23 protein-coding genes are annotated in these 25,249 nt (G+C 71.4%); 10 read left to right on the top strand and 13 right to left on the bottom strand.

The window, feature by feature from the left end; translation table 11 throughout:
• Window positions 1-90: 90 nt before the first annotated feature.
• From P8A20_RS04495 to P8A20_RS04515, 5 genes are all read right to left on the bottom strand, one after another.
• Window positions 91-1,143, bottom strand: coding sequence for an ABC transporter permease (locus P8A20_RS04495; RefSeq protein WP_147960278.1), 1,053 nt, complete (start codon window positions 1,141-1,143; stop codon window positions 91-93).
• Window positions 1,140-2,663, bottom strand: coding sequence for a sugar ABC transporter ATP-binding protein (locus tag P8A20_RS04500; RefSeq protein WP_306102907.1), 1,524 nt, complete (start codon window positions 2,661-2,663; stop codon window positions 1,140-1,142). Before P8A20_RS04500 ends, P8A20_RS04495 begins: the two co-directional genes overlap by 4 nt.
• A 265-nt stretch (window positions 2,664-2,928) precedes the next feature.
• On the bottom strand, window positions 2,929-4,110 hold the full coding sequence (locus P8A20_RS04505; protein WP_147960276.1) for an ROK family transcriptional regulator: 1,182 nt from the start codon (window positions 4,108-4,110) through the stop codon (window positions 2,929-2,931).
• Window positions 4,111-4,422: 312 nt separating this feature from the next.
• Window positions 4,423-5,100 (bottom strand): GntR family transcriptional regulator, encoded by a 678-nt coding sequence (locus P8A20_RS04510; protein ID WP_147960275.1) that lies wholly within the window; start codon window positions 5,098-5,100, stop codon window positions 4,423-4,425.
• Between the two features lie 74 nt (window positions 5,101-5,174).
• A complete protein-coding gene (locus P8A20_RS04515; RefSeq protein WP_147960274.1) occupies window positions 5,175-6,125 on the bottom strand; it encodes a beta-ketoacyl-ACP synthase III in 951 nt (316 codons plus the stop codon).
• Between the two features lie 280 nt (window positions 6,126-6,405).
• Between P8A20_RS04515 and P8A20_RS04520 the strand changes: the two genes are divergently transcribed.
• The 5 genes from P8A20_RS04520 to fdhD are packed head-to-tail and all read left to right on the top strand — an operon-like array spanning window position 6,406 to window position 12,941.
• Window positions 6,406-7,395, top strand: coding sequence for a 2-dehydropantoate 2-reductase (locus P8A20_RS04520; protein ID WP_147960273.1), 990 nt, complete (start codon window positions 6,406-6,408; stop codon window positions 7,393-7,395).
• Window positions 7,392-9,347 carry a molybdopterin oxidoreductase family protein gene (locus P8A20_RS04525; RefSeq protein ID WP_306102908.1) on the top strand — a complete coding sequence of 652 codons (1,956 nt, stop codon included), beginning with the start codon at window positions 7,392-7,394 and terminating at the stop codon, window positions 9,345-9,347. Before P8A20_RS04520 ends, P8A20_RS04525 begins: the two co-directional genes overlap by 4 nt.
• Complete coding sequence (locus P8A20_RS04530) at window positions 9,338-11,230, top strand: NAD(P)H-dependent oxidoreductase subunit E (RefSeq protein ID WP_306102909.1); 1,893 nt, start codon at window positions 9,338-9,340, stop codon at window positions 11,228-11,230. Before P8A20_RS04525 ends, P8A20_RS04530 begins: the two co-directional genes overlap by 10 nt.
• Window positions 11,227-12,087 (top strand): 2Fe-2S iron-sulfur cluster-binding protein, encoded by an 861-nt coding sequence (locus P8A20_RS04535; protein WP_306102910.1) that lies wholly within the window; start codon window positions 11,227-11,229, stop codon window positions 12,085-12,087. Before P8A20_RS04530 ends, P8A20_RS04535 begins: the two co-directional genes overlap by 4 nt.
• A gap of 5 nt (window positions 12,088-12,092) precedes the next feature.
• Window positions 12,093-12,941 carry a formate dehydrogenase accessory sulfurtransferase FdhD gene (gene fdhD, locus P8A20_RS04540; protein WP_147960269.1) on the top strand — a complete coding sequence of 283 codons (849 nt, stop codon included), beginning with the start codon at window positions 12,093-12,095 and terminating at the stop codon, window positions 12,939-12,941.
• An 80-nt stretch (window positions 12,942-13,021) separates the two neighbouring features.
• Here fdhD and P8A20_RS04545 read toward each other — a convergent pair whose 3' ends face one another.
• On the bottom strand, window positions 13,022-13,231 hold the full coding sequence (locus tag P8A20_RS04545) for a DUF397 domain-containing protein (RefSeq protein ID WP_147960268.1): 210 nt from the start codon (window positions 13,229-13,231) through the stop codon (window positions 13,022-13,024).
• The gene (locus P8A20_RS04550; protein ID WP_306102911.1) at window positions 13,213-14,055 is read right to left on the bottom strand and encodes a helix-turn-helix domain-containing protein; all 843 of its coding nucleotides are present in this window, start codon (window positions 14,053-14,055) and stop codon (window positions 13,213-13,215) included. The genes P8A20_RS04545 and P8A20_RS04550 overlap by 19 nt, the downstream gene beginning before the upstream one ends.
• A gap of 175 nt (window positions 14,056-14,230) precedes the next feature.
• Here P8A20_RS04550 and P8A20_RS04555 point away from each other — a divergent pair, with 175 nt between their 5' ends.
• The gene (locus tag P8A20_RS04555; RefSeq protein WP_147960266.1) at window positions 14,231-14,518 is read left to right on the top strand and encodes a hypothetical protein; all 288 of its coding nucleotides are present in this window, start codon (window positions 14,231-14,233) and stop codon (window positions 14,516-14,518) included.
• 68 nt (window positions 14,519-14,586) lie between these two features.
• The gene (locus P8A20_RS04560) at window positions 14,587-14,796 is read left to right on the top strand and encodes a hypothetical protein (protein ID WP_306105114.1); all 210 of its coding nucleotides are present in this window, start codon (window positions 14,587-14,589) and stop codon (window positions 14,794-14,796) included.
• 45 nt (window positions 14,797-14,841) lie between these two features.
• On the opposite strand, the gene P8A20_RS04565 is transcribed toward P8A20_RS04560, so the two are convergent.
• Window positions 14,842-15,873 carry a bile acid:sodium symporter family protein gene (locus P8A20_RS04565; RefSeq protein ID WP_147960264.1) on the bottom strand — a complete coding sequence of 344 codons (1,032 nt, stop codon included), beginning with the start codon at window positions 15,871-15,873 and terminating at the stop codon, window positions 14,842-14,844.
• Between the two features lie 115 nt (window positions 15,874-15,988).
• Between P8A20_RS04565 and P8A20_RS04570 the strand changes: the two genes are divergently transcribed.
• The 3 genes from P8A20_RS04570 to P8A20_RS04580 all read left to right on the top strand — a co-directional run bounded on the left by P8A20_RS04570 (window position 15,989) and on the right by P8A20_RS04580 (window position 19,877).
• Window positions 15,989-16,882 (top strand): LysR substrate-binding domain-containing protein, encoded by an 894-nt coding sequence (locus P8A20_RS04570; RefSeq protein ID WP_147960263.1) that lies wholly within the window; start codon window positions 15,989-15,991, stop codon window positions 16,880-16,882.
• Window positions 16,883-17,111: 229 nt separating this feature from the next.
• Window positions 17,112-18,911, top strand: coding sequence for an AMP-dependent synthetase/ligase (locus P8A20_RS04575; RefSeq protein ID WP_147960262.1), 1,800 nt, complete (start codon window positions 17,112-17,114; stop codon window positions 18,909-18,911).
• A 135-nt stretch (window positions 18,912-19,046) separates the two neighbouring features.
• Complete coding sequence (locus tag P8A20_RS04580) at window positions 19,047-19,877, top strand: aldo/keto reductase (RefSeq protein ID WP_147960261.1); 831 nt, start codon at window positions 19,047-19,049, stop codon at window positions 19,875-19,877.
• Between the two features lie 92 nt (window positions 19,878-19,969).
• On the opposite strand, the gene P8A20_RS04585 is transcribed toward P8A20_RS04580, so the two are convergent.
• From P8A20_RS04585 to P8A20_RS04605, 5 genes are all read right to left on the bottom strand, one after another.
• The gene (locus tag P8A20_RS04585) at window positions 19,970-20,275 is read right to left on the bottom strand and encodes a 4a-hydroxytetrahydrobiopterin dehydratase (protein WP_147960260.1); all 306 of its coding nucleotides are present in this window, start codon (window positions 20,273-20,275) and stop codon (window positions 19,970-19,972) included.
• Window positions 20,276-20,480: 205 nt separating this feature from the next.
• Window positions 20,481-21,224, bottom strand: a complete 744-nt coding sequence (locus P8A20_RS04590; protein WP_306102912.1) for a YoaK family protein — start codon at window positions 21,222-21,224, stop codon at window positions 20,481-20,483.
• 118 nt (window positions 21,225-21,342) lie between these two features.
• Window positions 21,343-23,637: a protein translocase subunit SecD gene (secD, locus tag P8A20_RS04595; RefSeq protein WP_306102913.1), complete on the bottom strand. Its 2,295-nt coding sequence runs from the start codon at window positions 23,635-23,637 to the stop codon at window positions 21,343-21,345.
• 36 nt (window positions 23,638-23,673) lie between these two features.
• Window positions 23,674-24,288, bottom strand: coding sequence for a hypothetical protein (locus tag P8A20_RS04600; RefSeq protein ID WP_306102914.1), 615 nt, complete (start codon window positions 24,286-24,288; stop codon window positions 23,674-23,676).
• Window positions 24,289-24,356: 68 nt separating this feature from the next.
• Window positions 24,357-25,202 (bottom strand): rod shape-determining protein, encoded by an 846-nt coding sequence (locus P8A20_RS04605; protein WP_147960257.1) that lies wholly within the window; start codon window positions 25,200-25,202, stop codon window positions 24,357-24,359.
• Window positions 25,203-25,249 lie beyond the last annotated feature (47 nt).

The raw sequence follows: 25,249 nt of genomic DNA on the forward strand, positions 1-25,249 counted from the left end.
CCTTCATCCGGTGCGGTGCATACGGAACTGCGGGTGGTGTCAGGTGCTGTGCGGCCGACGGAGGTCAGCGCTCCGTCGCCGGGGAGGGGATCAGGTCTCGCCGCCGCGCAGGGTGCGGCGCTGGACGAGTACGGCGGCGACGATGATCGCGCCCTTGGCGATCTGCTGGACGTCGCTCTGCAGGTTGTTCAGCGCGAAGATGTTGGTGATCGTCGTGAAGACGAGGACACCGAGCACGGAGCCGACGATGGTGCCGCGTCCGCCGCTCAGGAGAGTGCCTCCGATGATCGCGGCGGCGATGGCGTCGAGCTCGTACAGGTTGCCGTTGGTGTTCTGGCCCGATCCGGACAGGATGACGAGCATGAAGGCGGCGATGCCGCAGCAGAGGCCGGAGAGCAGGTAGAGGTAGAGCCGCTGGCGGCGTACGTCGATGCCCGCGAGCCTGGCCGCCTCCGCGTTGCCGCCGACGGCGACCGTACGGCGTCCGAACGTCGTCCGGTTGAGGATCAGCCAGCCGGCCACGGTCACCGCGGCGAAGACGAGGACCAGGGGCGGGATGCCGAGGACGTAGCTGTCGGGGAGGCCCAGGTCCAGCACGGACTGGACGGTGACGATCTGCGTCTTCCCGTCGGTGATCTGGAGGGCCAGGCCGCGCGCCGAGGCGAGCATGGCGAGCGTCGCGATGAACGGGACCATGCCGCCGTAGGAGATCAGCAGCCCGTTGACGAGTCCCGCGGCGAGTCCGACGACCACGGCGGTGAAGAGGATGCCCGCGAAGCCGTACTCCTGGGTGGCCAGTGTCGTCGCCCAGACGGAGGCCAGGGCGACCATCGCGCCGACGGACAGGTCGATCCCGCCGCTGATGATCACGAAGGTGACGCCGACGGTGACGACCCCGATGACGGAGGACTGCGTCAGGATCAGCTGGAGGTTCCCGGTGTCCAGGAACGCTTCCGGCTCGGTGATGCCGCCGACGGCTATCAGTACGGCGAGTACACCGAGCAGCGACAGGTTGCGGACATCGACGCGCAGGCCGAGGGCGCGCAGGCCGCCGCCCTTCTTCGAGGGCGGTGCGGCCGCGGGGCCGGGCACGGTCCCCTTCTCCGGCCCGTGGTGCTGCGCCGACGGTGCGGGCTGTGTCATGACGTCGGGCTCCCTTCCATGACGAGGTCGAGGACACGGTGCTCGTCGAGCTCCCGGGCGTCGGCCGTGTGCACGACACGGCCCTCCCTGAGCACCAGCACCCGGTCGGCGAGGCCCAGGACTTCGGGCACTTCGCTGGAGACGAGCAGAACGGCGAGGCCTTCGTCGGCCAGCCGGCGGATCACGGCGTACAGCTCGGCGCGGGCGCCGACGTCGACGCCGCGGGTCGGTTCGTCGAGCAGCAGGACCCGGCAGCCGCGCAGCAGCCAGCGGGCCAGGACCGCCTTCTGCTGGTTGCCGCCGGAGAGGGTGCGGACGGCTGCGTCCGGGTTGTCGGGCCGCAGGGAGAGTTCACGGGTCGCCGTCCTGGCGGCCTCGCGCTCGGCGCCCCGGTCGAGCCAGCCGGCCCGGGCGAAGCGGGACAGTGAGGAGACCGAGACGTTGCGGGTGACGGATTCCGTCAACAGCAGTGCCTGGGCCTTGCGTTCCTCGGGGGCCAGGCCGATGCCCGCGGCCACGGCGGCCCTGACGCTGCCGGCGCGCAGCGGTGCGCCGTCGACGAGGACGCGGCCCGTGGTGGGTTTGCGGGCGCCGTAGACGGTCTCCAGGATCTCGGAGCGTCCGGAGCCGACGAGCCCGGCCAGGCCGACGATCTCGCCGGGCCGCAGTTCCAGGTCGACGGGCTCGAACTCGCCCTTGCGGGACAGTCCTTCGACCTTCAGCACGGGTTCGGCAGCGGCTCGCGCGCCGGGGGCGGGCCGCTCGGGGAAGACGTACTCGACGTTGCGGCCGGTCATCAGGGCGACGACGTCCCGCGTGGGGGTGGATTTGGCGGGGAGGCCGACGGCGACGGCACGGCCGTCCTTGAGCACGGTCACCCGGTCACCGATGCGCCGGATCTCCTCCAGCCGGTGCGAGATGTAGACGACGGCCACACCGTCGGCGGTCAGTCCGTCGACGATGCGGAAGAGGTTGTCGACCTCGTCGGGGTCGAGGGCGGCGGACGGCTCGTCCATCACGATGAGCCGCACTTCGTGGGAGAGGGCCCGCGCCATGGAGACGATCTGCTGGTGGGCGGCCGAGAGGTCCCCGACCAGGCGGGCCGGGTCGATCTCCGGGTGTCCGAGGCGCCCCAGGAGCGCGGCGGCCCGGGTGCGGGCCTCACGGCTGCGGACGACGAAGCCCGCGCTGGTCGGTTCGTGTCCGAGGAAGACGTTCTCGGCGACCGACAGGCCCTCCACCAGGTCGAGTTCCTGGTAGATGGTGGCGATTCCGAGGCGCATCGCGGTGATGGGCGAGGTCAGCTGGACCGGTTCGCCGCCCCAGGTGATGGCGCCGCCGTCGGGCTGGTGGGCCCCGGCCAGTACCTTGATGAGGGTCGACTTGCCGGCGCCGTTCTGGCCGAGGAGGCAGTGGACTTCACCGGCGACGACCTCCAGGTCCACGCCGTCGAGGGCGCGTACTCCGGGGAACGACTTGGTGATGCCGGACATCGTGAGCAGAGGTGGTTCTGGTGCCATGACGGATCCCCTCGGCGGATCGGTTCTCCCCCGCCCGGGCGGGAAGCCGGGAGCGCGGGGAAGGCCGGTGAGCGGGCAGGGTGCAGTGCCGGCGGTGCCGTACTGCTGACGGAACTGCTGGGTGGTGCTGCTGTGCTCGTGCGGTGCGGTACTGCTGGGTGGTGCTGCTGTGCTCGTGCGGTGCGGTCCTGCGGGCGGAGCTCGGGACAGGCTGCTTACGGAGGTGGCTGTGGTGCGCGTGCCGAACGGCGCACCGGCCCGTGCATCAGGCCGGCGAGAACAGGTGGTCGCTGATGAGCCTGGCCGCACCGGTCACTCCGGCGACGGGCCCCAGCTCACCGAGGACGATGGGGAGGTTGCCCGTGGCCAGGGGCAGGGACTGCCGGTAGACCTGGGTGCGGACGCTGGCCAGGAGGTTGTGGCCGAGCCCGGTGACGCCTCCGCCGATCACGACGAGGCCCGGGTTGAAGAAGCTGACGAGTCCGGCGATGACCTGGCCGACCTTGTTCCCGCCCTCACGGATCAGGTCCAGTGCCGTGGGGTCACCGGCCGCGGCGGCCGCGGCCACGTCGACGGCCGAGAGCTTTCCGGCGCCGTCGAGCCGGGCCGCCAGCTCGGGGGAGCGGCCGGCGCGGGCGGCGTCCTCGGCGTCGCGGGCCAGGGCGGCGCCGCTGAAGTGTGCTTCCAGGCAACCCCGGTTGCCGCAGGCGCAGGCGCGCCCGTCCGGTTCCACCTGGATGTGGCCGATGTCGCCCGCGCTGCCCGTCGTGCCGCGGTGGACCTCACCGCCGACGACGATGCCGCAGCCGATACCCGTGCCGATCTTGACGCAGAGGAAGTCGCCGACGGAGCGGGCGACACCCGCGTGCTGTTCCCCCAGCGCCATCAGGTTCACGTCGTTGTCCACCATGACGGGGCAGCCGAGTTCCTGGCTGAGCGCCTCCCGGACCGGGAAGCCGTCCCAGCCCGGCATGATCGGCGGAGCGACCGGTATGCCCTCGGGGAAGCGGACGGGCCCCGGGACGCCGATGCCGGCGCCGTCGAACCCTTCGGCGAGCCCGGATGCCTTGAGCTTGGCCGCCATAGCCAGCACCTGCTCGAAGACCGCGACGGGACCCTCCCGTACGTCCATGGGCTGGTTGAGGTGTCCGAGGACCTCCAACTCGGCGTTGGTGACGGCGACATCGACGGAGGTGGCCCCGATGTCGACGCCGAGGAAACGCAGTCCGGGGGCGAGCCTGATGTTGTGGGAGCGGCGACCGCCGCGTGACGCGGCGAGCCCGTCGGCCACGACGAGTCCGGTCTCCAGGAGCCGGTCCACCTCGACGGCCAGCTTGGACCGTGACAGATCGATCTGATCGCCCAGCTGTGCACGGGAGTTGGGACCTCCGTCGCGCAACAGTCTGAGCAGTCGAGCCTGGTGCGTGTTCGCGGGTCGTGCCGTCATGCGTCTCACGCGTCCCTCCCCGCCACATCGGCCAGTCCGTCGGGCTTTCGAGGGGAACGTAGCAGCGGTTTACCTGAGTGGGAAGAAGTTGCGCATGAATCCGCTCCAACTTTCTCCACACTCAGGACAAAGATGTCCCTCGCGAGGGCCGGCGAGGCACCGCGGGAGATCGACACGGAGAGCTGTCCACCACGGCCGGACTCCCGCCGGGACACGAAAAAGGCCGGGGCATCGCGCCCCGGCCTCCTTCGAACGACCGCGGTCACCCGCCCTCCTCCCGTCAGGAGGATCTGCGGGTGTCCGCGAACGGGATCAGGACTGTTCGCGTTCGTGATAGGTCTGGCGCGTGTGCTCGGTGTGCGTCCGCATGATCTCGGTCGCCCGCTGCTCGTCCCTGGCCGCGATCGCCGCGATCAGCTCACGGTGCTCGATCCAGGACCGGGTGCCGCGCTGCCTGGCCACCGGTGTGTAGTACCAGCGCACCCGCCGGTCCACCTGGGCGGCCAGCTCGGACAGCACGACGTTGCCGGCCAGCTCCATGACCTTGGCGTGGAACGCGGCGTTCGTGGCGACGGCGAGGTCCACGTCGTCGGCGGCGACGGCTCGCTCGCCCTGCGAGCACAGCTCCTCCAGCGCCTCGATGCCCGGCCGCCCGGAATGGGCGGCGGCGAGCCGGGCGGCCTCGGCCTCCAGCAGGGTGCGGACCGAGAGCAGCTGGTCCGCCTCGTCCTCGGTGGGTTCGTGGACGAACGCGCCCTGCGCGGGGCGCAGATCGACCCAGCCCTCGGTGTTCAGCCGCTGGAGCGCCTCGCGGACCGGCTGCCGCGACACCCCGAGGTGCCCTGCCAGTTCGCTCTCGACCAGGTGCTGGCCGGGACGGAGGGCACGCGTGGTGATCAGCTCGAGGAGCGCCTCGTAGACGCGCTCGCGCAACGGCCCCGGCCGCTCCAGCTTCGGCACAGTTCCTTGCGGCAGTCCTGCGGACAACATCGCGGTCCCCCTCCGGGCGCCCGGCAATTGCTTATCGTCTACAGTCTACCGAGCGCAATGCCGCAGCGGGGGCGTCAGGGGCAGCGGATCACCTGACCCGCGTAGGAAAGATTCCCGCCGAAGCCGAACAGCAGGGCCGGAGCGCCGCTCTCGACCTCGCCCCGCTCCACCAGCTTGGACAGCGCCATCGGGATGGACGCGGCCGAGGTGTTGCCGGAGTCCACGACGTCCCGGGCGATGACCGCGTTGACCGCGCCGATCTTCCGGGCGACGGGTTCGATGATCCTCAGGTTGGCCTGGTGCAGCACCACGGCCGCGAGGTCCTCGGGCGTGACACCGGCCCGCTCGCACACCTTGCGGGCGATCGGCGGCAGCTGGGTGGTGGCCCAGCGGTAGACGGACTGCCCCTCCTGCGCGAACCGCGGGGGCGTGCCCTCGATCCGGACGGCGTTGCCCATCTCGGGCACCGAACCCCACAGGACGGGGCCGATCCCCGGCCTGTCACCTCCGTCGGGGTCGGCGGTGACGACCGCGGCCCCCGCGCCGTCCCCCATCAGGACGCAGGTGGAGCGGTCCGTCCAGTCGACGATGTCGCCCATCTTGTCGGCGCCGATGACGAGGGCCCGGGTGGCCGCTCCGGCACGGATGGCGTGGTCGGCGGTGGCCAGCGCGTGGGTGAACCCCGAGCAGACCACGTTGATGTCCATCACGGCCGGAGATCCCATACCCAGACGCGCGGCGACCCGGGCGGACATGCTCGGCGAGCGGTCGATCGCCGTGGAGGTGGCGACGAGGACCATGTCGATGTCCGAGGGCTGCAGGCCGGCCGACGCGAGCGCCTTGGCCGCGGCGTGTGCCGCCAGTTCGTCCACCGGTTCGTCGGGGCCGCCCACGTGCCGGGTCCTGATGCCGACACGGCTGGTGATCCACTCGTCACTGGTGTCGACCATGGCCGCCAGGTCCTGATTGGTGAGGACCTTGGCAGGCTGGTAGTGGCCGAGCGCCACGACACGTGAGCCGGTCATGTACGGGTTCCCCTCGCTACGTTTGGCAGGAACTATCCAGTCTTGGTTGCTACCGACCGGTACAAGGGCACCTAACCCCACAGGAATCCGGGCCCGAGGTTGGAGCGTCTCGAACAGCTACCCGGGAACTTTCGCGGACACTCCGGCAGCCACACGGAATCGCGGACGGACGAGGCACACCCGCTGTCACGAGTATTGACCCCTCACGAAGGCATACTGTAGACAATATTCTGTCGACTTGACACCCTCGCTCGGTCCTCCTCACCGAACGGAGAGCCCCGTGAAAGTCGCAGTTGTCGGCGCCGGAGCCATCGGCGCCTATGTCGGGGCCGCGCTCCACCGCGCAGGCGCCGAGGTCCATCTCATAGCCCGCGGCCCGCACCTGGAGGCCATGCGCCGTGACGGTGTGCGCGTGCTCAGCCCGCGCGGTGACTTCACCGCACGGCCCGCCGCCACCGACGACCCGTCGGATGTCGGGCCCGTCGACTACGTCTTCCTCGGACTCAAGGCCAACTCGTACGCGATGTCAGGGCCACTGGTCCATCCGCTGATGCACCAGGACACCGCGGTGGTCGCCGCGCAGAACGGCATCCCCTGGTGGTACTTCCACGGCCTGGACGGCCCGTACACGGGCCGCCGGCTCGACAGCGTCGACCCGGGAGGTTCGGTGAGCGCCGCACTGCCTCCGGAACGTGCCGTCGGATGCGTGGTCTACGCCGCCACCGAACTGGAAGCACCCGGCGTCGTACGCCACCTCGAAGGCACCCGGTTCTCCATCGGCGAGCCGGACCGCTCGGTCTCCGCGCGCTGTCTGGACTTCAGCGAGGCCATGGTCGCGGGCGGGCTCAAGTGCCCGGTCGAACCGGATCTGCGCAACGACATCTGGATCAAACTGCTCGGCAACATCTCCTTCAACCCGATCAGCGCGCTGGCCCGCGCGACCATGGGCCAGATCTGCCGCCATCGGGACGCCCGCGCACTCGTGGAGTCGATGATGCGCGAGACCCTCGACGTCGCGGCGGCCGTCGGCTGCCGCCCCGGGATGTCCGTGGAGCGGCGCATCGCGGGCGCGGAGCGCGTCGGCGACCACAAGACATCCACCCTCCAGGACCTGGAGAAGGGCAAACCCCTCGAACTCGACGTGCTGCTCGCGGCCGTCGTCGAGCTGGCCGAGCTGGCCGGGACGCCCGTACCGACGCTGCGCGCCGTGCACGCGCTCGCGGATCTCCTCGCCACCACGTCCTCGGCACCGGCAGGGAGCGCACCATGAACAGCGAACGCACAGGCGGCGGGAACCGCAGGGGCCGGCAGCCGAAGACGTACGAACGCCTCACCCACCCTCTCGTTCGCGGGGAGGACGGGGTGCTGCGCAGGGCGAGCTGGGACGAGGCGCTGGCCCGGGCCGCCGCGGGATTCCGGCGGACCCGCGAGACCCACGGCCCGGATGCCTTCGCGATGCTGTCCTGCGCGCGGGCCACCAACGAGATGAACTACGTGGCCCAGAAGTTCACCAGGGTCGTCATGGGCACCAACAACGTCGACTCCTGCAACCGCACCTGCCACGCCCCGAGCGTGGCAGGTCTGTCGGCCGCCTTCGGCTCAGGGGGCGGAACCTCCTCCTACGAGGAGGTGGAGCACACCGACCTGATCGTGATGTGGGGCTCCAACGCCCGCTTCGCGCACCCGATCTTCTTCCAGCACGTGCTGAAGGGCATCCGCAACGGGGCGCGCATGCACGCAGTCGACCCGCGGCGGACCTCGACCGCGGAATGGGCGGAGAGCTGGCTGGGCCTCGACGTCGGCACCGACATCCCGCTCGCCCACGCCATCGGCCGCGAGATCATCCACGCGGGACTCGTCAACCGGGCCTTCGTGGACCGTGCGACCACCGGGTACGAGGAGTACGCCGCCCTCGTCGAGCCCTGGACCCTGACCGCCGCCGCGAAGGTCACCGGGGTGCCGGCCGAAGCGATCCGGGACCTCGCCCACGCCTACGCCACGGCCGAACGCGCCCAGCTCTGCTGGACCCTGGGCATCACCGAACACCACAACGGAACCGACAACGTCCGCGCGCTGATCAACCTCTGCCTGCTCACCGGGCACGTCGGACGTTACGGCGCGGGGGTCCAGCCCCTGCGCGGCCAGAACAACGTGCAGGGCGGCGGGGACATGGGCGCCATCCCCAACAAGCTGCCCGGCTTCCAGGACATCCTCGACCCGCCCGTCAGGCAGAAGTTCGAGCGGTCCTGGGACACCGTCATCCAGCCGCGGTACGGCAAGACGCTGACCCAGATGTTCGAGGCCATGGAGACCGGCGAACTGCGCGCGGTGTACTGCATCGGGGAGAACCCGGCACAGTCGGAGGCCGACAGCGACCAGGCGGTGCGCCGGCTGGAGGCACTCGACCATCTGGTGGTGCAGGACATCTTCCTGACCAGGACCGCGCAGCTGGCCGACGTCGTCCTTCCCGCCACCGCCTCCTGGGCGGAGACCGACGGGACCACGACGAACAGTGAGCGCCGGGTGCAGCGGGTCCGCGCCGCGCTCACCCCGCCGGGCGAGGCCCGCGAGGACATCGACATCATCTGCGCGATGGCCGGACTGCTGGGCCAAGACTGGAAGTTCGACGACGCCGAGACCGTCTGGAACGAGCTGCGCTCCCTGTCGCCCGACCACTTCGGGATGACGTACGAACGGCTGGCGGAGCACCAGGGGCTGCAATGGCCCTGCCCCGACACGGAGAAGCTGCCGTCCGGCTTCCTGCACGCCCGGCTCTGGGAGACCGATCCCGTGCGGCGCGGCCCCGCGGCGCCCTTCGGCCTGGTGCGGCACGACCCGCCGGTCGACCTCACCGACGATTCCTATCCCCTACGGCTCACCACGGGGCGACGACTGGATTCGTACAACACCGGTGTACAGAGCGGGAGTTACGCGTCCCCTCTGCGCCGGGGCGAGTACATCCAGCTCTGCCCGGAGGACGCGGAGTCCTACGGCGTCGTCGTGGGCGAGGAGGTGCGGGTCTCCTCGCGGCGGGGCAGTGTCACCGCTCCCGTGTGGATCGACTCCGGGCTGCGGCCGGGGCTCGCCTTCATGACGATGCACTTCCCGGACGAGGTCGACACCAACCAGCTGACCATCGAGGCGAACTGCCCGATCGCCGGTACCGCCGAGTTCAAGGCCTCCGCCGTACGGATAGAGAAGCTGGTGCCCGCATGGACCTGAGATACACGGACGCCGTCCCCACCGACGCCGAGCGGGAAGCCGTGGACGCCCTGCTGGGACCCCCGCCGTCCGGCTGGGAGGGCGCCGCCGAGCGCACGGACAAGGACCTGCGCTGGGCGAGGGGCGGTGCGGCCGCGGCCAAGGACCGCCGCGACCAGCTGCTGCCGGCACTGCACGCGGTGAACGACCGTGTGGGCTGGATCAGCGAGGGCGCGCTGAACCACATCTGCCGCAGGCTGACGGTCGCCCCCGCCGAGGCGTACGGCGTCGCGACCTTCTACTCCCTGCTCTCGGTGCGGCCCCGCCCGGCGAAGGTGCTCCACGTCTGCACGGACCTGGCCTGCGCGGCCCGGGGCTCGGCTGCTGTGTGCGCGGACCTCACCGAGCGCCTGGGGGCTCCTGGCACCCCGGCCGAGGGCGCGGTCTGGCAGGAGAGCCCCTGTCTGGGCCTGTGCGAGCGGGCCCCGGCGGCACTGCTGCTCCAGGCGGGGACGGATCCGGCGGATACAGCCCCTCTGCCCCCTCCAGCGCCCGCCGCAGGCCCGGTCCGCTGCTCCGCCGTGGTCGCCCCCGCCACCGCACCTGGGCTGGTCACCGCGGTCCGCGCACCCCTGGAGGCCCCCGTGGAGCCCCCGGCCGCCGCTGCCGTCCCCCAGGCCGGCGATCCAGCCCTCGTGCTCCTCAGGCGGATCGGCACGGTGGACCCCGCCTCGCTGGACGACTACCGCTCGACCGGCGGCTACACCGCGCTGCGCCACGCGTTCAAGCTCGGCCCCGCCGGGGTGATCCGCGAGGTGCTGGACGCCGGGCTCGTCGGCCGCGGCGGCGCGGCCTTCCCGACCGGACGCAAGTGGCAGGCCACCGCGCAGCAGGCCGACGGCCCGCACTACCTGGTGTGCAACGCGGACGAGAGCGAGCCCGGCACCTTCAAGGACCGGGTGCTGATGGAGGGTGATCCGTACGCCCTGGTCGAGGCGATGACGATCGCCGGCTACGCGGTAGGAGCCCGCCAGGGCTACATCTACCTGCGGGGCGAGTACCCCCGGGCGTACGAACGCCTCGACCACGCGTTGCGCGGTGCCCGCACCCGTGGGCTGCTCGGCCCGGACGTCCTCGGGCAGGGGTACGCCTTCGACATCGAGATCCGGCGCGGTGCGGGTGCCTACATCTGCGGCGAGGAGACCGCGATCTTCAACTCGATCGAAGGGCAGCGCGGCGAGCCGCGCTCCAAACCGCCCTTCCCGGTGGAGAAGGGCCTCTTCGGCAAGCCGACCGCGGTCAACAACGTCGAGACGCTCGTCAACGTGCTGCCGATCCTGGAGCGGGGGGCCGTGGCGTACGCGGCCACCGGCACGGAGACGTCCACCGGCACCAAGCTGTTCTGCGTCTCCGGGCAGGTGGACCGCCCCGGTGTCTACGAGCTGCCCTTCGGCGCGAGTCTGCGGGAGCTGCTCGACCTCGCGGGGCCGCCCGAGCGACTGCGCGCCGTGCTCCTCGGCGGGGCGGCGGGAGGTTTCGTACGCCCCGACGAGCTGGACGTCCCGCTCACCTTCGAGGGCACCCGCGCGGCGGGGACGACGCTGGGTTCGGGTGTGGTCCTGGTCCTGGACGACTCGGTGGAACTCCCCAGGATCCTGCTGCGCATCGCGGAGTTCTTCCGCGACGAGTCGTGCGGCCAGTGCGTGCCGTGCCGCGTGGGAACGGTCCGCCAGGAGGAGGCGCTGCACCGGATCGTGGACCGTACGGGCGCCGCGGCCGCCCAGGACATCGCGCTGATGAGAGAGGTGGGGCAGGCCATGCGGGACGCCTCGATCTGCGGTCTCGGCCAGACCGCGTGGAACGCCGTCGAGTCCGCCATCGACCGTCTGGGGGTCTACAGGTGACCGCAGTACCGCTTCAGCCGCCTCGCCGCCTCGTCACGTTCACGCTGGACGGCGAGGAGACCCGGGTCCCGGAGGGCTCGACGATCCTGGACGCCTGCCGGTCGGCCGGCAGGGACGTTCCCACCCTGTGCCAGGGCGACACTCTCACCCCGAAGAACGCGTGCAGGGTGTGCGTGGTCGAGGTGGAGGGTGCCCGTACGCTCGCCCCCGCGTGCTCCCGGCGTGCCGAGCCGGGCATGACCGTCCGGACGGACACCGAGCGGGCCCGGCACAGCCGGAAGGTGGTGCTGGAGCTGCTGGCCTCGTCCACGGACCTGTCGACGACGCCGCGGGCCGCCGAGTGGATCGAGGAGTACGAGGCGGAGCCCGACCGCTTCGGGACGGACGCGGCCCGGGTGGACGAACAGCCGAAGGTCGACAACGACCTGTACGTCCGCGACTACGACAAGTGCATCCTCTGCTACAAGTGCGTCGACGCCTGTGGCGAGCAGTGGCAGAACACCTTCGCCATCGCCGTCTCGGGCCGCGGTTTCGACGCCCGTATCTCCACCGAACACGATGCCGCGCTCCCCGACTCGGCCTGCGTCTTCTGCGGGAACTGCATCGAGGTCTGCCCCACGGGGGCTCTCTCGTTCAGCTCGGAGTTCGGCATGCGGGCGGCGGGGACGTGGGACGAGACCGCGCAGACGCGGACCACGACGGTGTGTGCCTACTGCGGTGTGGGCTGCAACGTGACCCTCCACGTGCAGGACAACGAGATCGTCAAGGTCACCTCGCCGCACGACAACCCGGTGACCCATGGCAACCTCTGTATAAAGGGCCGTTTCGGCTTCCAACACGTACAGAATCGGGATTGACGGCTATGGGACGGGTCACCGAGCGTCGCCGCATCATCCGCATCCGGGACGGGGCGGTCACGACACGCCCCGACACCCTCGTAGCGGAGGAACCCCTGGAGATCCGGCTGAACGGCAAGCCGCTCGCCATCACCATGCGCACTCCGGGCGACGACTTCGCGCTCGCGGCGGGGTTCCTGGTGAGCGAGGGCGTGATCGGTGAGGGTTCCGAGGTGCAGTCGATCGTGTACTGCGCCGGGGCGACGGCCGACGGCGTGAACACCTACAACGTGGTGGACGTGAAGCTCGCCCCGGGTGTCGTGGTCCCCGACATCACACTGGAGCGCAACGTATACACCTCGTCGTCCTGCGGCCTGTGCGGCAAGGCGAGTCTCGACGCCGTCCGCACCACGACCCGCCATCCCGTCGCCGACACTCCCCCGGTCCGGGTGACGCCCGCGCAGCTCGCCGCCCTCCCCGACCGGCTGCGTGACGCGCAGCGGGTGTTCGACCGGACCGGGGGCCTGCACGCCGCCGCGCTGTTCTCCCCGGAGGGCGAGCTGCTCGACGTACGGGAGGACGTCGGACGCCACAACGCGGTCGACAAGCTCGTGGGGCGGGCGCTCACGGACGACCGGCTGCCGCTCTCGCAGTCGATCCTGCTGGTGTCGGGACGCGCCTCGTTCGAGCTGGTGCAGAAGGCGGTGATGGCCGGGATCCCGATGCTCGCAGCGGTCTCGGCACCGTCGTCGCTGGCCGTGGACCTCGCGGCCGAGAGCGGACTGACCCTCGTCGGTTTCCTGCGGGGGCAGTCCATGAACGTGTACGCGGGTGACCACCGCATCGCCCTCGGGGCGACGGTGGGCCAGGGCTGATCCGGCCCACCCGCTGCACGGGGCAGAGGTCCGGCCGACGGGGAGCGCCCCCTGCGCCGGCCGGGCCCTCTCCTGACGGCTCAGGCGCCCACGGCACCGTCCTTGAGCGCGGAGACGAACGACGACCAGCCGTCCGCCGCGAAGATGAGCGCGGGGCCGTGCGGGTTCTTGCTGTCACGGACGGGGACGACGGCGGTGAAGTCGTCGGAGACCTCGACGCATGCGCCACCGTCCTGGTTGCTGTGGCTGCTCCTGCGCCAGGTCGCGGCGCTCAGGTCGATGGATCGCACGACAGTTCCTCCAACACGTGCAGGATGAATTTTTGCGACTCGACTGGGGAAAGTGCGAGGTCACGTGTTGCATCGTACGCACGTTGCATACGCTCCACAGCAGCGCTCTCCTCGTGGAGTTCCCCTCCGTACCCGTGTTCCGTGTACGCCACAGTACGGCTGTCCGGCAGTCGAAGAAACCAGACGTCCGTACTCGACAACCCGTGCAACCCCGCACTCTGCGGCAGCACTTGAAGCGCCAGATTCGGCCGCTCCGCCATCTCCGACAGGTGAGCGAGCTGGTCTCGCCACTCCTCCGTACTTCGCAGGGCCGTCCGAAGAGCCGCCTCCGACAGGATGGTCCGGAACGCCGGTGCGCCCTCTCCCTCCAGCAGGCTCCTCCGTCCCATCCTCGCTTCCACCTGCTGTGTCAGCCGTTCCCCACTCAACCCACCGGACGCCAGCAACTCCCGCGCGTACCCCGGCGTCTGCAACAGCCCCGGCAGCACGCTCACCGCGAAGTGCCACAGGCTCGTCGCCTCGGCCTCCAGCGCCATGTACCGCTGATACCGCTCCTTGAACTGCGAGTGGTCGCTGATCGCCAGCTCCCACATGGCCAGCAGCAGGCCTGGTGTGCCGTAGTACTGGTCCAGCGCCTGCACCACCTCCGGGCCGCCGACCGTCTCGCCCTTCTCCATCTTCCCGAACAGCGACCAGTCCCAGCCCAGCCGTTCGCCGAGCTGGCGAAGACTGTCGCCGCGCTCGGTACGCAGGTTCCGGAGCTCCTCCGCGAACCGTGCACGTGGTTCCCTGCTGCGGCCCGTAACCGCTCGCCTCGTCGGCATCCTGTCCTCCGTGGAACGTGTGGAACGTACGGGACCCGCCGGAGAGGCACACCCCGCCCTCGGTGTGTCACGGCCCTGACCGGGCCATTCTCGTAACGAGCCCCTCACGCAAAGTAGTTCGCGGAGGTGTGGCCAGGCAGAGGAATCCGCGAAAGAACAGCCGAAGGAAGACAGCATGACGTCGTCGCAGCAGAAGCCGCCCCTCCCCCGCAGGACACCCCGGGCAGGACGCCCGGCAACGGCCAAGGTCGAGGAAGCCGTGGCCGCGCGCGACGACCTCGCCGCCGCGCTGAGCGGCGCCGGCGTCCAGCTGCCGATGATGGATGTGCGCACCCCCTGGCCGGACACGGACGGCGAGGACAGCTCACGGCCGGCCCGTTACGCCCTCGTTCACCTCGGCGTCTGCTCCGCCCCCGTGGCGCACGCCCTCGCGGCGGTGATCAGGAAGGGGGCGGCCAGGTGACGGATGGCGGCGCCCTCCGCGTCGGGACAGCCGTGCACGACGGCGACAGCGGCCGGGTGGGGCTGGTGATGGGCCACGAAGGCCCGTACCTCCAGCTCCGCCCGCTCGGAGGTGGCCGCGAGTGGGACGCGGATCCGTCCCGTCTGCGGCCGCTCGGCCCGGCCGAGTTGCTGAGCGCCCGCGTCGCCGAGGCCAACGCTCGTAGCCGCACGGGCCTCGGGCTCGCCGGCATACGGGGCTCCCCGCGCAACGACGGGGCAGAGGACCTCGGACGGTGACGGCCCGGCATCCGGACTCGGCGGCCCCTCAACGCCCGTAGCCGGTCAGCCCACCGGGACGGCCTGCTGCGACGGCTGTTCGCCGTCCGGCAGCGGGTCGCGGGAGCGGCGCTTGGCTATCACCGCGCAGACCATCAGCTGCATCTGGTGGAAGAGCATCAGGGGCAGCACCGCGAGGCTGGCGTGCGCGCCGAACAGGACGCTGGCCATCGGCAGGCCCGCCGCCAGGCTCTTCTTCGAGCCGGCGAACTGGATGGCGATGCGGTCCTCCCTGCCGAAGCCCAGCCGCTTCGACCCGTACCAGCTCACCGCGAGCATGAGGGCCAGCAGTACGGCCTCGGCGCCGAGCAGCGCGCCGAGACGGAGCGGGGTGACCTGGTGCCAGATGCCCGCCACCATGCCTTCGCTGAAGGCCGTGTAGACGACGAGCAGGATCGAGCCCCGGTCGACGTAGCCCAGCACCTTGCGGTGGCGGCCGATGAAGCCGCCGACCCAGCGGCGCAGCAGCTGTCCGGCGAGGAAGGGCACCAGCAGCTGGAGGACGATCTTCAGCAGGGAGTCCGCGGAGAACCCTCCCCCGCTCCCGCCGAGCAGTACCGCCGCGAGCAGCGGCGTCAGCAGGATCCCGGCGATGCTGGAGAAGGAGCCCGCGCAGATGGCGGCGGGCACGTTGCCGCGGGCCATCGAGGTGAAGGCGATCGACGACTGGATGGTCGAGGGCACCAGGCACAGGAAGAGGAAGCCGTCCTGGAGCTGGGGGGTCAGGACGTAGGGCACCAGCCCGTGGCTGGCGAGTCCGAACAGCGGGAAGACCAGGAAGGTGCAGGCCAGGACCGTGAGGTGGAGCCGCCAGTGCTTCAGGCCGTCGAGGGCCTCGGCGGTGGAGAGCCGGGCTCCGTAGAGGAAGAAGAGCAGGGCCACGGCGCCGGTCGACGCGCCGCCCGCGACATCCGCACCGGTCCCGGACACGGGCAGCAGAGCCGCGAGTACCACCGTGCCGATCAGCGCCAGGATGTAGGGGTCGACCGGCAGCCAGGACGGCAGCGCGGGGATACGGCGGCTGGTGCGGCGGTTCATGTGCTCCGTGCTCTCTCGGTGGAATCGTGGCCTCCCCATCCTGCTCCTGAACACCGCGATCGGGAATCCCGTACACCGCACTGACTGTCATCACGATTCGCGATAACCTCGGACCGTGTACGACCCCGTCCAGCTCCGCACCTTCCTGGCCGTCGCCCAGACCCTGAGCTTCACCCAGGCCGCGCGCCGGCTCGGCGTGCGGCAGTCCACGGTGAGCCAGCACGTCCGCCGGCTGGAGTCCGAGGCCGGCCGGCAGCTGTTCAGCCGGGACACCCACCGGGTCGACCTCACCGAGGACGGCGAGGCCATGCTGGGCTTCGCCCGGACGATCCTCCAGGCCAACGAGCGGGCGACGGCGTTCTTCACGGGCACCCGGCTGCGCGGGCGGCTGCGCTTCGGGGCGTCCGAGGACTTCGTCCTGACGCGGCTGCCGGAGATCCTGGAGTCGTTCAGGCGTGAGCATCCCGAGGTGGAGCTGGAGCTGACGGTGGAGCTGTCCGGTGCCCTGCACCGGCAGCTCGCGGCGGGCCGGCTCGACCTGGTGCTGGCCAAGCGCCGTGCCGGGGACACCCATGGTGAGCTGGTCTGGCAGGACACCCTCACCTGGATCGGCGCGCCGCAGCTGCGGATCGACCCCGACCGCCCGCTGCCACTGATCGCCTTTCCCCCTCCCGGCATCACCCGCGCACGGGCGCTGGAGGTGCTCGAGGAGCACGGCAGGGCGTTCCGCTTCGCGTGCACGAGCGCGAGCCTGAGCGCGCTCGTCGCGGCGGCCAGGGCAGGTCTGGGGGTGATGGCGCACACCCGGGGGCTCATCCCGCCCGGGCTCGTGCCGGTGCCGTCCCGGGCCGGTCTGCCGGATCTGGGAGATGTGGACTTCGTGCTGCTGCACGGGCGCCGAAGGGACACCGCGCAGGACGCCGCGGACGCTCTCGCGGCGGCGATCCTGGCAGGCGGCGACCGCCTCCACCGCGCTCCGGTCCTGCCTCCGCACCCGGATCAGGCGTAGGTTCCGCGTACAGATTCGGTGGAGATTCCCGCCCGAGCTACTTACTCCGTGGTCAGAAGTGCGCCCGAGCCTTGCCCATCTGGCCCGATTTCTACGGTTGGCCTGGCCAGATGTCACGTTTTCCGGAGACTTCTGACCCCTCCCGCAGCCTCGCGCGGTGAGGTAGCGTCGCGGCGCCGTGCGGAGCGCCACAAGGAGCAGGTCATTGCGCGAATTCACTGTCCCACCCATGGCCGCTGCCCCTCAAGTCGGCGGTCTTGCCGACACCGTCTTCGATTTCGCGGAGGAGGATCCCCAGCGGATCGCCCTCGGCCACAAGGACGCGGAGGGACGGTGGCACGACGTGTCGGCGGCCGCCTTCCGCGACGAGGTGCTCGCTCTGGCCAAGGGGCTGATCGCACAGGGGGTCCGGTTCGGTGACCGGGTCGCGCTGATGTCGCGTACGCGCTACGAGTGGACCCTCTTCGACTTCGCCCTCTGGACGGTGGGCGCCCAGTCCGTGCCGATCTACCCGACGTCCTCGGCCGAGCAGGTCCTGTGGATGCTGCACGACGCCGAGGTCGCCGCTGTCATGGTCGAGCACGAGGACCACGCCATGACGATCGGCTCGGTGATCGACCGGCTGCCGAACCTGCGCCGGCTGTGGCAGCTGGACGCGGACGCGGTGACCGAGCTCGTCGACGCCGGGGCACTGATCGACGACGAGGTCGTCCACCGGCACCGGCGCGCGGTGACACCCGACTCGGTGGCGACCCTGATCTACACCTCCGGCACCACCGGGCGCCCCAAGGGCTGCGTCATCACCCACGCCAACTTCATGTTCGAGGCCGACACCATGGTCGCCCGCTGGCATCCGGTGTTCCTCTCCAAGCCCGGTGAGGAGACCGCGACGCTGCTCTTCCTGCCGCTCGCCCACGTCTTCGGCCGCATGGTGGAGATCGCGGCCCTGCGCGGCCGGGTGAAGCTGGGGCACCAGCCGGAGCTGTCCGCGAAGGCGCTGATGCCGGACCTCGTGTCCTTCCGGCCCACCTTCATCCTGGCGGTGCCGTACATCTTCGAGAAGGTCTTCAACGGCGCCCGGCGCAAGGCTGAGTCCGAGGGCCGCGTGGGGGCGTTCGACAAGGCCGTGGACATCGCGGTGAAGTACGCGGAGGCGCTGGAGGAGCGGGCCTTCGGCACCGGACCGGGTCCGTCCGCCGGTCTGCGGATGCAGCACCAGTTCTTCGACAAGGTCGTCTACCGCAAGGTCCGGGAGGCGATGGGCGGCCGGGTGCGGCACGCCATGTCGGGAGGCTCCGGCATGGCCCGGCAGCTCGGACTGTTCTTCGCGGGTGCGGGCGTCGCCGTCTACGAGGGCTACGGACTCACCGAGACGACCGCCGCGGCCACCGCCAACCCGCCCGAGCGCACCCGCTACGGCACCGTCGGGCAGCCCATCCCCGGATCCACGGTGCACATCGCGCGGGACGGCGAGATCTGGGTGCACGGCGCCAATGTGTTCTCCGGGTACCTGGGCGATCCCAAGGCCACGGACGCGGTGCTGCACGACGGCTGGCTGGCCACCGGCGACATCGGCGCGCTCGACGAGGACGGGTACCTGACCATCACCGGGCGCAAGAAGGAGATCCTGGTGACCTCCGGGGGCAAGAGTGTGGCCCCGAGCGGCCTGGAGGAGCGGGTCCGCGCGCATCCCCTGGTCGCGCAGTGCATCGCCGTCGGCAACGACCGGCCCTACGTCGCGGCCCTGGTCACCGTGGACCACGAGGCGGTGGAGCACTGGCTCGCCATGCAGGGCCGCACGGCCATGCGACCCGCCGACCTGGTGCGCGACCCCGACCTGGAGATGGAGGTCCGGCGGGCGGTGGTCGCGGCGAACACGGCGGTCTCCCAGGCGGAGTCCATCCGGACCTTCCGCATCCTGGCCCACCAGTTCACCGAGGAGCTCGGTCTGCTGACCCCGTCGCTCAAGCTGAAGCGGAAGGCGATCGAGACGGCGTACTCGGCCGAGGTGGACGCCCTCTACCGGTGACCGCCGCCCGCGGGATCTGACGGGGAGTAGGACGTGCGGAACGCGGTGCGCGGGATCCGGCCACCGGGAATGCTCCGGCACCGTCGTTCGTTCCATCCTGGAGTATCAACCGACGACGATAAGGATCGACTGCTCGTGAGCCAGGTCCCCACCATCACGCTCAACAACGGTCTCGAGATGCCGCAGCTCGGCTTCGGTGTCTGGCAGGTGCCGGACGACGAGGCCACGACCGCCGTGACCACGGCCCTGGAGGCCGGGTACCGCAGCATCGACACCGCTGCCATCTACGGCAACGAGTCGGGCACCGGCAAGGCGATCGCCACGTCCGGTGTGGCCCGCGAGGAACTGTTCGTCACCACGAAGCTGTGGAACAGCGAGCAGGGCCACGACTCGACGCTGCGCGCCTTCGACGCGTCGCTGGACAAGCTGGGCCTGGACTACGTCGACCTGTACCTCATCCACTGGCCGGTTCCGGCCAAGGACGCCTACGTCGACACGTACAAGGCCTTCGAGCGGATCCTCGCCGACGGCCGGGCGAAGGCCATCGGCGTGTCCAACTTCAACCCGGAGCATCTGGAGCGCCTGCTCGGTGAGACGTCCGTCGTCCCGGCGGTCAACCAGATCGAGCTGCACCCGCAGTTCCAGCAGGCCACGTCCCGCGCCTTCCACGCCGAGCACGGCATCGTCACCGAGGCCTGGTCGCCGCTCGGCTCGGGCAAGGGCCTCCTGGAGGTCCCGACGGTGGTCGCCGTCGCGCAGAAGCACGGCCGGACCCCGGCCCAGGCAGTGCTCCGCTGGCACCTCCAGACCGGTCACGTGGTCATCCCCAAGTCCGTGACGCCGTCCCGGATCGCGGAGAACATCGACGTCTTCGGCTTCGAGCTGGACGCCGACGACCTGGCCGCGTTCGCCGCGCTCGACGAGGGCAAGCGCATCGGCTCCGACCCGGCCGAGGTAGGCGCCTGAGCCGCCCCGCACCGCTCCGACGACCGCGCCTCCACCGCATCCGCGCGGTGGGGGCGCAGTCGTGTTCCCGGAGTTCGTTCGAGCGGATCCGGCTACTGCGCCCCGTGTCCGGCGGCGACGGCCTCGACGCGCGCGGCCAGCGCGAGGTCCTTGCGGGTGACGGCGCCGCCCGCGTCATGGGTGTGCACGGCGAGGGCCACGGTGTTGTAGCCCAGGGTCAGGTCCGAGTGGTGGTTGAGCTCGTCCTGGATCCGGGCGACGTGGACAGTCAGCCCGGCGGCGGCGAAGTGGGAGGGCAGCCGGTATGTACGGGTGATCCGGTCCCCTTCCAGCTGCCACCCGGGCAGTTCGCGCAACCCGGCCTCGACGTCTTGGGCGGACAGGGGTTCGGCGGGCATACGGCGGCTCCTGAGGCGTGTCGGTACGGTCGGCGGCGCTGGCGGACGTCGGTACAAGGTGACGTCGGTGCAAGGTGACGTGGGTACACATGGACGTCGATGCGGATGAACGTCGATGCAGGTGGACGTTACGGTCCGGGTGCGTCGGCTGTCGCGCCTGACACGGACCTCGCGCGGGAGAGCACCGCTCTGCCGCCCGCGCCGCTCACCTCCCGGTGGACGGCCGCGTCCAGGGGGCGTCGCTCCGGGACAACAGGGTGACAGCCGCGACCGCGACCGCCAGCAGGACCACGGCGATCAGCAGGGGCAGCGCCGGGTGCACGTGCAGCGCGGCCAGCGCACCGACGAAGGCGCCGGTCAGCATGGCCGCGGCGGAGAGCACACGGCGTCCCGCCCGGCTGCCCGGCCCCCGGGCGAGCGTGCTTTCGGCCACGGCACCGGTGAGGGTGCGCGTCAGCACGGTCGTGGTCAGGTCGGGAACTCCCAGGGCCAGGGCGGCGGCGTTCTGCACGCCGAGTCCGACGCCCAGCAGCACGATGAGTGCGAAACGGACGCCCCCGGTGTACGGCGCGCCCGAGATCAGTGTGACGGCCAGGGCGGCGACGACGAAGGCCGTCTGGACGAGCAGCGCGTGCTGCAGTTGCCGGCCCCTGTGCGCCCTCGCCAGGTGCACCGTGACGCCGCCGGCCAGCGCCCCGGCCGCGAACGACGCGAGCGCCACGGCCGAGGCGAGCGTCGAGAAGCCCGGTGCGCCGGCGAGGGCGAAGCCCATGAAGACGACGTTGCCCGTCATGTTGGCCACGAAGACCTGACCGAGGAGCAGATAACTGAACGCGTCGACCAGGCCGGTGACCACGGTCAGGGCGAGCAGCACCGGTGGCAGGGGCCCCTGCGGTCCCTTCATGTCGGGTACCAGCGTGTCCCGGGCCTCACGCAGCACGACGGACATGAGCGGCACACTCCGATCACTCGTTGTGGTCGGGATTGTGCCGCAGCCCGCCGCCACTGCCGGCCGTACGCGCCGGGCGGGACCGCATCGGCCCCGCCCGGCACGCCGGGCGCCGGCCCTACACGCGCGCGCCGTTGTCGGCGGGATCCCGGCGCTCGCGTCCGGCTCCGGTCCTGCGGCCGGGTGCCCGCTTACGCGCCGGCGGCGGAGCCTTGCTGCTCCTCTCCAGAAGGAGCGCCCCCGGCACGGCGGTCATCACCGAGGAATAGGTGCCCACGCAGATGCCGATGAGGAGGGCGAGCGCGAAGTCCGCGAGGGAGTCCCCGCCCAGCACGGCGAGGGCCACCAGGATGAACAGGGCGCCCATCCCCGTGTTGACGGTGCGCGGGACCGTCTGCAGGACGGCCCGGTTGGCGATGTCGGCGACCGGTGTGCGCCGGTTCCTGGCCCACAGCTCACGTACCCGGTCGAAGACCACCACCGAGTCGTTGACGGAGTAGCCGATGACGGTGAGCAGGGCCGCCAGGAAGATCCCGTCGACGGGCCGTCCGAGCCAGGCGAAGGCGCCGATCAGGATGATGACGTCGTGCACCAGGGCCCCGACCGAGGAGACGGCGAACGTCCAGCGGAACCGTGCCGCGAGGTAGGCGAGTTGCACGAACACGGCCACGCCCAGGGCGATCAGGGCGTTGCGCCGCAGTTCGTCGCCGAGGCTGGGCCCGATCAGCTCGTCGCGTACCTTCTCCGTCGCACCGCCCTCCTCGGCCAGCGCGGCTCTCAGTGCGTGCTCCCCGTCGTTGTCCAGCTGCCCGGTGCGTACGGAGAGGTCCTGCTCGCCCGCGGTGGTGACCTCGGCGTCGTCGAACCCCGCGGCCGCGATCGCGTCCCGGGCGGTCTCGACGTCGACGGGGCGGCTCGTCGAGTACTCCACGAGCCGCCCGCCGGTGAATTCGACACCAAGGTCGACACCCCGCACGAGGATGCCGGTCACGGCGACGAGGACGAGCGCGGTGGAGGTCAGCAGCCAGCGGCGCGGCGACCTGAACAGCTGGGGCTCGCGTTTGTTCAGCCACGTGCGGACACGGCCCGGCCGGGCGATGCCGTTCACACCGCGGTAGTCGCTGACGAACCGGGACCCCGCCGCGATCTCGGTGAGGGCGCGGGCGATGACGAGCGCGGAGAACATCGAGACCAGGACGCCGATGGCGAGCGTGACCCCGAAGCCCTTGACCGGCCCCGAGCCGAGGAAGAAGAGCAGCGCGGCGGCGATCAGCGTGGTGACGTTGGAGTCGGCGACGGCACTCCAGGCGCCCCGGAAACCGGCGGTCATCGCGGAGCGCAGCGAACCGCGGCCACGGTCCGCGTACTCTTCGCGCGCCCGTTCGAAGACAAGGACGTTGGCGTCGACCGCCATCCCGATGGCGAGGACGAAGCCGGCGAGACCCGGCAGGGTCAGGGTGACCCCCAGCGCGACGAGGACGGCGTAGGAGATCACGCCGTACGCCGCCAGCGCCACCGCGGCGAGGGCGCCGAAGAGCCGGTACATGAGGGTGATGAAGAGGGCGGTGGCCGCGGCGCCGATGAGAGCGGCCCGGGCACTCGCGTCGATGGCGGCGGCGCCGAGCGTCGGTCCGACGGTCCGCTGTTCGACGATCTCGACGGGCACGGGGAGCGCGCCGCCCTTGATGAGCAGGGCGAGGTCCTGTGCTTCCTCGGCACTGAACGAGCCGGTGATCCGGGTGGAACCGGAGGGCAGTCCGGCCTCGCAGGCGATCGACGGATCGACCTGGGGTGAGGAGATGACCTTTCCGTCGAGGACGATCGCGACGCGGCGCCGTTCGTCGCCGGCGGGGTGGCAGGCGGCGTCGCCGGTGAGCCGCTTCCACTCCCGGCCCGCGTCCTTGTGGAAGTCGAGCGAGACCGCCCAGCCCGTGCCCTGCTGGGCGTCGAACTCGGCGGTGGCGTCCTTGACCCCGGCGCCGGAGAGCTGCACCGGGCCGAGCGCGAGGAGGCCGCCCTGTTCGTCGGACAGCGTCTCCTGCGCGTCGTCGCCCTCCGTACCGGGGCCCTGGACCGGGTGGAAACCGAGCTGGGCCGTCCGGCCGATGACGTCGGCGGCCTGCCTCGGGTCCTGGACGTCGGGCAGCTCGACGATGATCCGGTCCTCACCCGAGCGGGTCAGGGTCGGCTCGGCGACGCCGAGTGAGTCGATGCGCTGCCGCAGCACCTCCAGGGTGCGGTCGGTGCTCTCCCGGTCCGCCGTCGCGGTGGCGGAGTCCTTGGCCTGCAGCACCATCCGGGTGCCGCCCTGGAGGTCGAGGCCGAGTCTGGGTGACTGGGTCAGGGTGATGAACACGGACACGAGCAGAACGGCGGCAGCCAGAACCGCTCGCACCGTGGTGGCGCGAGTCATGGGTATCCCCTCGAGTGGGCGTCGTCCGCCCGTGCCTCAGGGGGAGGGGCGCGACGACAGGTCTGCGGAACAGGACCGGTGACGGGCCGGCTGACCGGCCGTCACCCCAGGAGGGCCCCGCACACCGGGCAGCGCCGCCCGGGCCCGTGCGACGAGGAAGGGGTTCGCACCCGCGGCTCCCGGAGCGGAGCCGCGGGGCGGAAGCAGGTTCTGCGGGCGCGGCGGCAGGGCGCCGTGGCCGGGCGGGGGGAGGTGCTGCGGAGCGTGCGGGCGGTCGGCGCCCGCACGGGGCCCCGGCAGGGGGCCGGCCTCCGCCCACCGGGCGGGATCGTCGGACCGGACGGCTGCGTCCGGCCCCGAGGCGTGGACGACGAGGCCGGCGGTGTGCGCGGCGGAGCCGGTAGGACCGGAGCCGTCCGCCGCGGGGTCACCGCGAGGGACGGCGGTACCTGCGCCGTGCCCCACGGGGCCGGCGGAGTACGCCGCGGAGCCGACGGGGTGTCCGCCGCTGTGCCCCGGTACCGGAAGTGCGTTCGCGGCCGTCGCGGGCGTGCCGCCGAGAAGTGCCAGGACACCGAGGAGCAATGCCGCGAGGATGTGCCGCACCTGGTGGGACGTCGTGCGGTGCCGCGATGTGCGGTGCGGTGCCATGTCGTGCGGTGCTGTGTCGTGCGGCCCCGTCGGGGGCGCGTTCCCCCGGGGTGCCCCCGGGAGGGGGCTCACCTCAGCCGGACCGGGCGGACGGACACCGCGCCTGCGGCGGCGGGGCACAGGACGGAGTCCAGGAACAGGGCGGCGCCCCGCACGACAGCGGTCGACGGGTCGGGGGCGATGCGCACCGGCACACCGAGGCGGCCCGTGATCCGGTCGGTGACATCATGGCGGAGCGCGCCGCCACCGGTGAGCACCGGCCCGCGGCGCAGTGCTCCGCGTACCGCTCCGTGCCGGTCCTCACGCCACATGGACGTGATCATATCGATGACGTTTCCGACGAGTTCGGCGGGCACCGACCCCGGGTCGAGGTCGCTGAGGCCCGCGTCGACCTGACGGGCGTCGACGACCGTTCCGTCGACGAGCAGGGCGACTTCGGTCAGTTCGGCACCCATGTCGACGACGAGCACCGGGCCGCCGGCCGGATCGCCGGTGCACCCGGCCGCGGCACTGGCACTGTTGAGGACCACCGCACGGGACACCCCGAGGGACGCGACGAGTTCCCTCGCCGTCGCCCGGTGTTCCTGTCCGGCCAGGACCGGATGGCTGAGCACCACGACGCCGCCCTCACGGTCGGCGCCCAACGCGACGTCGGCAAGACGTCCGAGCAGCCCGGCGCATGTCTCCGCGTCGACGATGCGGCCTCGTCGGACCGGCCGCGTGGCACTGTGCTCCCAGCCGGCCGGTCCGCCGGTGACGAGCCCCTGACCCGCGACCCAGGCGCGGATTCCGGAGCTGCCCAGGTCGATGGCCAGCCCCTTGGCGGGACCGGGCCGGCCGGCGGCGCGGGCGGCATGTGCGTCCTGCCGCCGGAGGACCGGCCGGCCTCGCCGCCCGTCACGTGAAGTACGCATCGGCCCTCGTCCTCAGGTCTGCCGCCACAGCGGACCGGCACGCACCG

This window comes from Streptomyces sp. Alt3, assembly GCF_030719215.1.
Classification (GTDB): Bacteria; Actinomycetota; Actinomycetes; order Streptomycetales; family Streptomycetaceae; genus Streptomyces; species Streptomyces glycanivorans.